Origin of the sequence: Azospirillum sp. B4, assembly GCF_000333275.1 — a bacterium.
GTDB lineage: Bacteria > Pseudomonadota > Alphaproteobacteria > Azospirillales > Azospirillaceae > Nitrospirillum.
Genome location: NZ_BACU01000181.1, coordinates 1 through 9827, shown reverse-complemented (window position 1 = coordinate 9827; position 9827 = coordinate 1). Strand labels below are relative to the sequence as shown.

The following is a 9827-nucleotide window of genomic DNA, read 5'->3' as shown; positions in this document are numbered from 1 at the left end:
GGCGGCCGCCGGAGCAGATCCTGCAGACCGTCACCTACGGCGTCCGCAACGCCAATGCCGACTCCCGCGTCTCTGACATGCCCCGCTTCGGCGCCGATGGCCTGCTGACCAAGGAGCAGATCAACGACGTGGCGGAATACGTGCTGAGCCTGACGAACACCGAAACGGACAAGACGGCCGCCGGCCGTGGCGCCCAGGTGTTCGCGGACAACTGCGCCGCCTGCCATGGCGACAAGGGTGACGGCAACCCCGACGTGGGCGCCCCCCGCCTGAACGACGCCATCTGGCTCTATGGCGGGGACAAGGCCACGGTCGTCCAGACCATCACCTACGCCCGGCGTGGCAGCATGCCGGCGTGGAGCGAGCGCCTGGATCCGGCCACGGTGAAACTGCTGGCTGCCTACGTGCACAGCCTGGGTGGGGGCAAGTAGGACCCTTCCCCCTACGGCCTCCCCGAAGCACCCCTGCTGGGGACCCATCCTGGTCCGCACGAAGGAACCCCCGCCGTGGCCCATACGGCGGGGGTTTTCTTTTGCCTGATCCACGTTTTCAGCCATTGGCAAGCGGTTGTTTTCACGCCCGTGACCTGCTGTCGCGGCGGGCGGACGGCCACGGCGCGTTTGATCTAGCGCAAGGCGAGGGGGGCAGCCGGGGCATAGGGTCCGATCATATCCGCGTCGGTGGCCTAACCGTTAGGGGGCCCCCGAACCGCATCGAGGAAGGACCCATGGCGATCAATCCCCAGGACGATGATCTGCTGGACCGGCCGGCGCCGGACCGCAAGGCCGCCGGCCGCGACGGCCGTCCACAGTCGATCAAGGCCAGCCGCGACAGCCAGCAGGGCGGCCTCTACGCCGAACGGGTCAAGGTTTATCCCAAGGCGGTGTCCGGTCCCTTCCGCACGTTGAAATGGGCCGTGCTGGCCTTGTGCCTGGCCGTCTACTACACCGTGCCCTGGCTGCGCTGGGACCGGGGGCCGGGCGCGCCGAACCAAGCGATCCTGATCGACCTGTCGGCCCCGCGCGCCTACTTCTTCGGCATCGAGATCTGGCCGCAGGAGGTCTATTACATCACCGGCCTGCTGGTTCTGGGGGCTGTCGGTCTGTTCCTGGTGACCTCGCTGGCCGGGCGCGTCTGGTGCGGCTACACCTGTCCGCAGACCGTGTGGACCGACCTGTTCATGGCGGTGGAGCGGTGGATCGAGGGCGACCGTAGCGCGCGCATCCGTCTGGACCGCCAGCCCCTTAACCGGGAAAAGCTGCTGCGCAAGACGGCCAAGCATGCCGCCTGGCTGGCCATCGCGCTGGCGACCGGTGGCGCCTGGGTCCTGTACTTCGACGATGCGCCCGCGGCATTCAAGGCCCTGCTGACCGGCCATGCCACCACGCGGGAATATTTCTTCGTCGGCCTGTTCACCGCCACCACCTACATCCTGGCCGGCTGGGCGCGGGAACAGGTCTGCACCTACATGTGCCCCTGGCCCCGGTTTCAGAGCGCGATGCTGGACGTGCACTCCCTGGTCGTGACCTATGAGGCCTGGCGCGGTGAACGGCGCGGGCCGCACAAGGCCGGCACCAGCTGGGAGGGGCGGGGCGATTGCATCGACTGCGGCCAGTGCATCGCGGCCTGTCCCACCGGGATCGACATCCGCGATGGCCAGCAGTTGGAATGCATCGGCTGCGGCCTGTGCATCGACGCCTGCAACGACATCATGGCCAAGGTGGACCGTCCGCCCAACCTGATCCGCTTCGACACCCTGGCAAACCAGGAGACGAAGGCCAAGGGTCAGCCCAGCCGCTATCATCTGCTGCGGGCCCGGGTGGTGATCTACGCCTTGGTCCTGTTGGCGGTGGCCGGTGTCATGCTGACAGCGCTGGAAACGCGCTCCACCATGGCGATCAGCGTGATCCGCGACCGGGCGCCCCTGTTCGTCACCCTGTCCGATGGTTCCCTGCGCAACGGCTACACCATCAAGGTGATCAACAAGCGCCGGGGCGAGTCCGCGTTCAGCCTGGGGGTGCTGGGGCAGCCAGGCGCGACGCTGTCGGTCCAGGACGTGGGCGATGCCCATGGCGCCGACGCCGTCACCCTGCCGGTGCATGGCGACGCCGTGGCCACATTCCGGGTGTTCGTCAGCCTGCCGCGTCCGTCGTTGGTCCGGGATGGGAAGCCGCAAGGATCCATCCCCCTGGTGTTCAGCCTGACCGAACAGGGGCAGACGCCCGCGCACACCGCCTTCTATGAGGGCGTCTTCATGGGCCCCGGCGGCAAGCCCTGATTTTGGCTGCGATTTGCTGAGGAGTTGAGCGTCATGACCGTCATCGAGTTGCCCGGCCGGCCCCATCGTCCCAAGGCCAAGCGTTCGCTGATCCCCTGGATCTTCGTCGCCGGCATGGGCGTGGTGATCGTGGTCAATGGCATCCTGATCTATGTCGCCCTGCACAGCTGGACCGGCATCGTCACTGCCAAGCCGTATGAGCGCGGTATCGAGTACAACAAGGTGCTGGAGGCGCAGGCCCAGCAGGACGCCCTGGGCTGGACCTTCGACGCCGACATCGAACCGGCGGCCATATCCAGCGGGACGGGGGGCGGCAGCGTGCTGACCGTGCGCATCGCCAGCCGTGACGGCGCCCCCATGGACGACATGGCCCTGACCGGCCGGCTGGTGCGGCCCATCGACATGCTGCCGGACGTGCCGCTGACCTTCACGCCGGCTGGCAACGGCCGTTACACGGCTTCGGTGACCTTGCCCAAGCATGGGCAGTGGGATCTGAAGCTGAAGGCGGAGAAGGGGGCCGACTGGTACCACCTGACCCGCCGCCTGTTCGTGAAATAAGGGACCAGCCATGCCGCTCGACGCCGTTCCGTTGACCTGCCGGCATTGCGGCCTGCCTCTGACCGGGGCGGCGACGGAGCGGGGCGCCTTCTGCTGCCAGGGGTGCGCTGGGGCCTACACCCTGATCCATGACCTGGGCCTGGACGCCTACTACGACCGCCGGCCGATCGAGGCCGCGGCGCCGCCGGTGGCGCCGGACGGTACCGATGGCGCCGACCCCCTGCTGGGCCTGCCCGACGCCGTGGCGGTGGCGCCCGACGGCAGCTGCCTGCTGCGCCTCAGCGTCGACGGGTTGCACTGCGGCGCCTGCCTGTGGCTGATCGAGGCGGCGGTGACCCGCAACCACCCGGAGGTGCGATCCGCCCGCGCCAACCTGACGACCCGCTGCCTGACCTTGCGCTGGACCGGGAGCGCCGCCCAGGCGGTGGACTTGGCCCGGCTGGTGACGCGCCTGGGCTATCGCGTGGCGCCCTTTGGCGCCGGCGGCGCCGGGGCTGGGGCCGATCCGGCGGCGGCGCACGAGCGCATGCTGTTGCGCCGCATGGCGCTGGCCGGGTTCGCCGCCGCCAACGTCATGCTGCTGTCCGTGGCCATCTGGTCCGGTGTCGGCGCCATGGGCGACGCCACCCGCACGCTGCTGCACTGGGTGTCCGCCCTGATCGCCCTGCCCACGGTGGCTATCGCGGGCCAGCCCTTCTTCCGCTCCGCCCTCGCCGCGCTGCGGGCCGGGCGTACCAACATGGACGTGCCCATTTCCGTGGGCGTCTGCCTGGCGACGGGCATGAGCCTGGTGATGACCATCAACCATGGCGAGCATGCCTATTTCGACGGCGCCGTCATGCTGCTGTTCTTCCTGCTGGTGGGGCGTTACCTGGACAGCCGGGCGCGCGGCCGGGCGCGGTCCGCCGCCGCCCATCTGCTGGCCCTGAACCAGGCGCCGGTGACGGTGCTGGCGGCCGATGGCCTGCCCCAGGTGCTGCCCCCCGCCCGCGTGCCCCTGGGTGCCACCGTCCTGGTGGCGGCGGGGGAGCGCGTCGGCGTGGACGGCACGGTGGCGGACGGCGTCTCCGACCTGGACGCCAGCCTGGTGACGGGGGAGACGCTGCCGCTCGCCGTCGCGCCCGGCGCCCAGGTCTTCGCCGGCATGATCAACCGCACGGCACCGCTGCGCCTGACCGCCACGGCCAGCGGCGAGGGTACCTTGCTGGCGGAGATGGTGCGCCTGCTGGAGGCGGCGGAACAAGGACGGGCCCGCCACGTCCTGCTGGCCGACCGCATCGCCCGCGCCTACACCCCCGTCGTGCACCTGACGGCACTGGTCACCTTCCTGGGCTGGGTCCTTCTGGGATCCGTCCCCTGGTACCAGGCGCTGCTGATCGCCGTGTCGGTCCTGATCATCACCTGTCCCTGCGCGCTGGCGCTGGCCGTGCCGGCGGTGCAGGTGACCGCCAGCGGCCGGCTGATGCGCCAGGGCATCCTGCTGAAGTCCGCCACCGCGCTGGAGCGGCTGGCCCCCGTCGACACCGTGGTGTTCGACAAGACCGGCACCCTGACCCTGGGCCGGCCTGACCTGTTGCCCGATCCTACCCTGACGACGGCGGAGTTGGCGTTGGCCGCCAGCCTGGCCCGCACCTCGCGCCATCCGCTGTCGCGGGCGCTGGCGCGCGCTGCCGGTCCCGGCCCGGTGGCCGAGGGCGTGGTGGAGGTTCCGGGCGGTGGCCTGCGCTGGCTGGGCCCGCAGGGTTTCGTGCGCCTGGGGTCCCGCACCTTCTGTGGCGTGACCGATACGGCGGAGGAGGGGGTGGCGGGCCCGGAACTGTGGCTGACCCGGTGCGGCCAGCCGCCGCGCCGCCTGCTGTTCGCCGATCGGCCGCGCCGGGACGCCGCCGCCGTGGTGGCGACGCTGAAGGCCCGGGGCTTCCGCGTGGAACTGTTGTCGGGTGACCGTGCCGTCACCGCGCAGGCCCTGGCGGCGGAGGTGGGCATCGATAGCGTGCGGGCCGATGCCCGGCCGGCCGACAAGTGCGCCCACCTTGCGGCGCTGCGGGCGCAGGGCCGCAAGGTGCTGATGGTGGGCGACGGGCTGAACGACGCCGCGGCGCTGGCCGCCGCCGACGTGTCGCTCAGCCCCGCCACCGCCGTGGACGTGACGCAGACGGCCGCCGACGTGGTCTTCCAGGGCGACGGCCTGGCGGCGGTGGCGGAGACGCTGGCCGTGGCCCGGCGGTCGCGCGCCCTGGTGCGCCAGAACCTCATCTTCACCTTGCTCTATAACCTGTGCGCCGTGCCGGTGGCCGTGGCGGGTTTGGCGACACCCCTGGTGGCCGCCGCCGCCATGTCGGGATCTTCCCTGGTGGTCATGGCCAACGCCCTGCGCCTGGGCGGTTTCAAACCCCGTGATGGAGGCTTCCGATGAACAGCCTGCTTTTCCTCATTCCCGCAGCGCTGCTGCTGGGTGGCCTGGGCCTCGGCGCCTTCCTCTGGGCGGTGCGCGACGGCCAGTTCGAGGACCTGGACGGGTCCGCCACCCGCATCCTGTACGAGGATGATCAGCCGCTGCCCCGGCGGCCTCAATGACAACGGCCCCAGTGACAACCGGCCCCTGCAATAACCAATCCCTGATCTGATGGAGTGTCTTAAGATGAGTGTGTCCAATACCCTGCCCGCCGTCCTGGTCAGCGGCGCCGGCATCGTCGTGGCCGTCCTGGGCATTTTCTTCGCCGCCGGCGCCGACAATCTGGCGGGCTATATCGATGGCCTGCTGTTCGTGGCCTTCGGCGTGCTGATCAATTTCTTCACCATCGCCCGCACGGTGGGCGCGCATGCCGAACCCCATCCGGCTGAGGTTATCCCCGCCGCCCCGGCCCGCCTGGCGGCCGAGTAAACCACCCCTGGCGCAGGATGGGGACCATCCCCATCTTCTGCGCCATGCTGATTCCCGATGTCCTCATACCTGGCCTTGATCTCGTCTTCTGCGGCACGGCGCCCAGCCGCGCCTCCATGGCGGCCAAGGCTTACTACGCCAAGCCCGGCAACGCGTTCTGGCCTAGCCTGTTCGCCGCCGGGCTGACCCCCACCCGGCTGAAGCCGCAGGAATACCCCAGCCTGCCGGCGCTGGGCCTGGGCCTGACGGACCTGAACAAGACGGAGTTCGGCAACGACGTGGACCTGGACCCCGCCGCCTACGATGTGGCGGGGTTCGTGGACAAGATGCGGCGCTTCCGCCCCGGCGCCGTGGCCTTCACCAGCAAGACGGCGGCGTCGGTGTTCCTGATGGGGCATCACGGCTTGCCGGGCAACCCGCCTTACGGCCGGCACGCGCTGGACCTGGACGGCATCGCCCTGTTCGTCCTGCCGTCGCCGTCCGGCCAGGCGCGGCGCTTCTTCACCCTGGACCCTTGGCGCGAGGCGGCGGCCTTCGTCGCCGCGCGTAGGCCGGCCGCCGACCAGGGCGTATAATTCGCAGACCTGCATTTACCGGTGGCGATGCCGTATAGTCCATTCCGCGAACAGTTGTATGATAGTACTGGCCGGTAGATTGATGGCTGGTTGATGGACCGGCGCGCGCCGCGTCGCGCCGTCATCCCCCTCCATCGCGGGGCTGAATTCCATCATTTTCCCGTTGGGGCGGGATGGTTGGGGCGGGATGGCGGAAGCGACATGAATATCCTGACACTCATCATTGTCAATATTCTGCTTCATGTCATCGCTGTCCTCTGTCTGTTTCCCGTGGGGCGCGTCCTGCGGGCAGGTGCCGCGGTTTGGTATTGGGTCCTATCAAACCTGGTGCAGGCGGCAGGCCTGCTGATGGTGCTCGCCCCTTTCCCGGCCCCCGGCCATCCCCAGCCGATCTTCAGCCTGATCGGCAATTTGCAGTTGGATTGGGGAACGATGCTGGCGTTCGTCGGTATCCAATCCTTTCTCAACTTGCCGCGGCGGACGCTTTGGTTGCTGGTGCCGGCGGCGATGCTGTCCTGCGCCAAGATCGGCATTTACGCCGCGGTGGGCCTGTATCTGCCGATCAACGTCATTCTGGGCTGTGGGTGTCGCCTCGTGCTGGCTGTGGGTGTCGCTTGGTTGCTGCTGCGTCACGCGAACCGGGACATGCGGATCGCCGCTTGGACCATGGCGGGGTTCAATCTGGCATGGGCCGCGGTGCTGCTGACCCGGATGGGATGGGAGGCACTGCAGGTCCTGCCCCACGGCAATATGGTGATCGGTGATCTGCGCGAGCCTACGTCCTCGTTGGCTCTGCTGTTGCGGGTCGGGGTCACCTTCACGCTGACCTTGGGCTACCTCTGGATGGTCGGGCAGCGGCTGCAGGCGCGTCTCAGCGCCCTGGCGGACCAGGATCCGCTGACAGGCATCGCCAACCGGCGCGTGCTTTGGGAAAAAGGGACCCGGGTGGTCGCCCGGGCGCACCAGAATAGGGAAGCGCTGGGCGTGCTGATGGTCGACATCGATCATTTCAAGAGCATCAACGACCGGTGGGGGCACGGCACCGGTGACATGGTGATCACGCGCGTGGCGGAAGCCATCGCCGGCGTCATCCGCGCCACCGACATCGTGGGTCGCATTGGCGGGGAGGAGTTCGCGGTCATCCTGCCGGAGGCCGACGTCGATACCGTGGCCACGGTGGCGGAGCGGATTCGCCGGGCGGTGGAGCAACTGGTGATCGATCCGCGGAAGGCTATCCGCTGCACCGTCAGTGTCGGCCGGGCCAACATTGCCCCGGATGTCGGATGGGATGCCCTTGTCGATGCGGCTGACCAAGCGCTCTACCGCGCCAAGGCCGGGGGGCGGAACCGGGTGGAAGCCCACGCGTGGGGGGGACCGGCTCAGGAGGGCGCCAGCGCGCCAGAGGCGCCAGGGCTGGCCGCCGCCTGCATGATATGATCACGCGGCGCATGGACGTCGGTACGGCGGGCGATCCGTCCAAATCGCCGCTCCCATGGTTGCCGGGGCATGGTAATGTTACGGGGTATCCCACGGGTGGGATTGCGAATACAGGGCCGAAGCCATGAGCAACCAGGACGATATCGACGCCATGTTCGGCGGTGGCGGTTCCACCACGTCCGGCACCACGGAACTGTCCGCCATCTACGACACCATGGTCGAGGTTTCGGTGGTGTTGGGCACCTCCACCATCCGGGTGCGTGACCTGCTGAAACTGGGTCGCGGTGCCATCGTGGAATTGGACCGCAAGATCGACGACCTGTCCGACATCATCGTCTCCGGCCGCACGGTCGGCCGGGGCGAGGTGACCATCGTCGAGGACAAGATCGCCGTCACTTTCCGCGAATTCACGCGGATGAACGGTTGAGACGGGTAGGCGCCAAGGGGCACGGGGCATGATGGCGGATGACGCGGTGGGCGCGGAGGTGGGCACCGAGGGCTGGGCGCTCTGCCCGGTGACGCCCGGCTTCATCGCCCATGTCGGCCCCTTCTGGGAAGGGCGGCCGGCGCGGGGGGGTGGGGACGGCGGCTGGGTCCGCGCCTTCGTGGCCGATGAACGCCATCTGGCAGCCAACGGACAGATCCACACCTCCGTCCTGTCCGCGTTCGCCGAACTGGTTTGCCTGCGCGCCATCGGCGATGAAGGCGTCCCGGAAGGGGAGGCCGCCCTGCTGAACCTGTCGCTGAACCATCTGGGCAGCGGCCCGCGCGGCACCCTGGTGCAGGGGGAGGCCCGCCTGATCCGCCGCAACTGGTCGCAACTGGTGACCGAGGTGCGGGTGCATGACGGCGACCGTCCCCTGGTGGCCGGCAGCGCCCTGTGGAGCCTGGCCGCCGGCTGACCCGCCGCCCCGGTGGTCACGTCCGCCATTGGCAAGGGTGTCCAGCCTGGGGGACTTGGCTCGATCAGGACTTGGCCGTCACCCAGGCGTTCGTCTGATCAGAGGTGAACACCCCCAACTGGTCGCCGGTGAAGGCGTTCGCCTGGTCGGAGGACATGGCCAGGATCTGGTCGGTGGTCAGCCCGGGGATTTGATCGGTGGTGAACATCGGTATCTGGCTGACGTTGAATTCGCCGATGTCGTCCGTGGTCAGCGCGCTGATCTGCTGGGTGGTCAGCGCCCCGATCTGCAGGCTGGACAGCAGCGTCACCTGCGTGCCGCTCAGCGCCGACAGGTTCTCGGTGCTCAGGCCCGATATCTGGGTGGTGGTCAGGGACGCCACCTGGGCTGGCGTCAGGTCGCGGATGGTGTCGGTCGCCAGCGCGTCCAGCTGATCGGTGCTGAGCGCTTTCACCTGGGTAACCGACAGCCCCGTCACTTGGGACGTTGTCAGCGCCGCCACCTGGCCGGTGTCCAATGCCGCCACCTGGGCGGTGCTGAACACGGCCAACTGGGCGGCTGTCAGGGTGGAGATGTCGTCCGTGGTCAGGGCCGACACCTGGTCGGTGGTCAGCACGCCCACCTGGGTTGCGGTGAATTCGCGGATGTCGGCGGTGGTCAGCGCGTTCAGTTGGCTGGTGCCGATGGCGCGGACTTGCGCGGTCGTCAGGCTTGCCACCTGCGGGCCGCTCAACGCCGACAGGTTGTCCGATCCCAGGCCGGATATCTGGGCGGTTGTCAGGGAGGCCACCTGGCTGGCCGACATGCCGCGCACCTGGGAGGTGCTGAGCGCGTTCAGCTGGTCGCTGCCCAGGGATTGGACCTGGGATGCCGACAGGCTGCTCAGCTGCGTGTTGCTGAGCGCCGATAGGACGGTGGTGCTGAGGCCCGACAGCTGTGCCGTGGACAGGGACTGCAACTGCGTCGCCGTCAGGGCGCGGGCGTCGGCCGTGGACAGGGCGTTCAACTGGTCGGTGCTGAGCGTCTTGACCTGTGCCGCCGTCAGGCCGGCGACCTGGCTGGTGGTCAGGCTGGCCACCTGGCCGGTGTCCAGGGCGCCCACCTGGGCTGTGGTCAGGCCCGCCACCTGGCTGGAGGTCAGCGCCGCCACGTGGGTGGTGTCCAGGCTGGCCAGTTGGTCGGTGGTCAGCAGG

Annotated in this window: 10 protein-coding genes and 1 pseudogene; 10 read left to right on the top strand and 1 reads right to left on the bottom strand. The window is 68.9% G+C overall.

The genetic code is table 11. From position 1 onward, the window contains the following. The 10 genes from I55_RS08120 to I55_RS08075 form a co-directional block, all read left to right on the top strand. Nucleotides 1-431, top strand: a 431-nt coding sequence (locus tag I55_RS08120; RefSeq protein WP_044560015.1) for a c-type cytochrome, incomplete at its 5' end; no start/stop codon positions are given. A gap of 296 nt (nucleotides 432-727) precedes the next feature. Further along, nucleotides 728-2278 carry a cytochrome c oxidase accessory protein CcoG gene (gene ccoG / locus I55_RS08115; protein ID WP_044560014.1) on the top strand — a complete coding sequence of 517 codons (1551 nt, stop codon included), beginning with the start codon at nucleotides 728-730 and terminating at the stop codon, nucleotides 2276-2278. 33 nt (nucleotides 2279-2311) lie between these two features. Beyond that, entirely contained in the window at nucleotides 2312-2836 is a 525-nt protein-coding gene (locus I55_RS08110) for a FixH family protein (protein ID WP_044560013.1), read from the top strand. A 10-nt stretch (nucleotides 2837-2846) separates the two neighbouring features. Further along, nucleotides 2847-5252, top strand: a complete 2406-nt coding sequence (locus I55_RS08105) for a heavy metal translocating P-type ATPase metal-binding domain-containing protein (protein WP_044560012.1) — start codon at nucleotides 2847-2849, stop codon at nucleotides 5250-5252. After that, nucleotides 5249-5413 carry a cbb3-type cytochrome oxidase assembly protein CcoS gene (gene ccoS / locus I55_RS08100; protein WP_044560011.1) on the top strand — a complete coding sequence of 55 codons (165 nt, stop codon included), beginning with the start codon at nucleotides 5249-5251 and terminating at the stop codon, nucleotides 5411-5413. Before I55_RS08105 ends, ccoS begins: the two co-directional genes overlap by 4 nt. A gap of 64 nt (nucleotides 5414-5477) precedes the next feature. After that, entirely contained in the window at nucleotides 5478-5720 is a 243-nt protein-coding gene (locus I55_RS08095) for a hypothetical protein (RefSeq protein ID WP_044560010.1), read from the top strand. A gap of 17 nt (nucleotides 5721-5737) precedes the next feature. Continuing rightward, entirely contained in the window at nucleotides 5738-6295 is a 558-nt protein-coding gene (locus I55_RS08090) for a mismatch-specific DNA-glycosylase (protein WP_044560009.1), read from the top strand. Between the two features lie 201 nt (nucleotides 6296-6496). Next, on the top strand, nucleotides 6497-7732 hold the full coding sequence (locus I55_RS08085; protein ID WP_044560008.1) for a diguanylate cyclase: 1236 nt from the start codon (nucleotides 6497-6499) through the stop codon (nucleotides 7730-7732). 124 nt (nucleotides 7733-7856) lie between these two features. After that, nucleotides 7857-8159 carry a flagellar motor switch protein FliN gene (fliN, locus tag I55_RS08080; RefSeq protein ID WP_049973945.1) on the top strand — a complete coding sequence of 101 codons (303 nt, stop codon included), beginning with the start codon at nucleotides 7857-7859 and terminating at the stop codon, nucleotides 8157-8159. A 28-nt stretch (nucleotides 8160-8187) separates the two neighbouring features. Then, nucleotides 8188-8634 (top strand): PaaI family thioesterase, encoded by a 447-nt coding sequence (locus tag I55_RS08075; protein WP_044560007.1) that lies wholly within the window; start codon nucleotides 8188-8190, stop codon nucleotides 8632-8634. Nucleotides 8635-8698: 64 nt separating this feature from the next. Here the strand turns inward: I55_RS08075 and I55_RS36915 are convergent. Further along, nucleotides 8699-9827: pseudogene (locus tag I55_RS36915) on the bottom strand (heme utilization protein); the annotation flags it as partial.

Bases quoted from the DNA above. Each gene is read 5' to 3' on its own strand.
- ccoG (WP_044560014.1), top strand. From the start codon at position 728: ATGGCGATCAATCCCCAGGACGATGATCTGCTGGACCGGCCGGCGCCG.
- I55_RS08110 (WP_044560013.1), top strand. From the start codon at position 2,312: ATGACCGTCATCGAGTTGCCCGGCCGGCCCCATCGTCCCAAGGCCAAG.
- I55_RS08105 (WP_044560012.1), top strand. From the start codon at position 2,847: ATGCCGCTCGACGCCGTTCCGTTGACCTGCCGGCATTGCGGCCTGCCT.
- ccoS (WP_044560011.1), top strand. From the start codon at position 5,249: ATGAACAGCCTGCTTTTCCTCATTCCCGCAGCGCTGCTGCTGGGTGGC.
- I55_RS08095 (WP_044560010.1), top strand. From the start codon at position 5,478: ATGAGTGTGTCCAATACCCTGCCCGCCGTCCTGGTCAGCGGCGCCGGC.
- I55_RS08090 (WP_044560009.1), top strand. From the start codon at position 5,738: ATGGGGACCATCCCCATCTTCTGCGCCATGCTGATTCCCGATGTCCTC.
- I55_RS08085 (WP_044560008.1), top strand. From the start codon at position 6,497: ATGAATATCCTGACACTCATCATTGTCAATATTCTGCTTCATGTCATC.
- fliN (WP_049973945.1), top strand. From the start codon at position 7,857: ATGAGCAACCAGGACGATATCGACGCCATGTTCGGCGGTGGCGGTTCC.
- I55_RS08075 (WP_044560007.1), top strand. From the start codon at position 8,188: ATGATGGCGGATGACGCGGTGGGCGCGGAGGTGGGCACCGAGGGCTGG.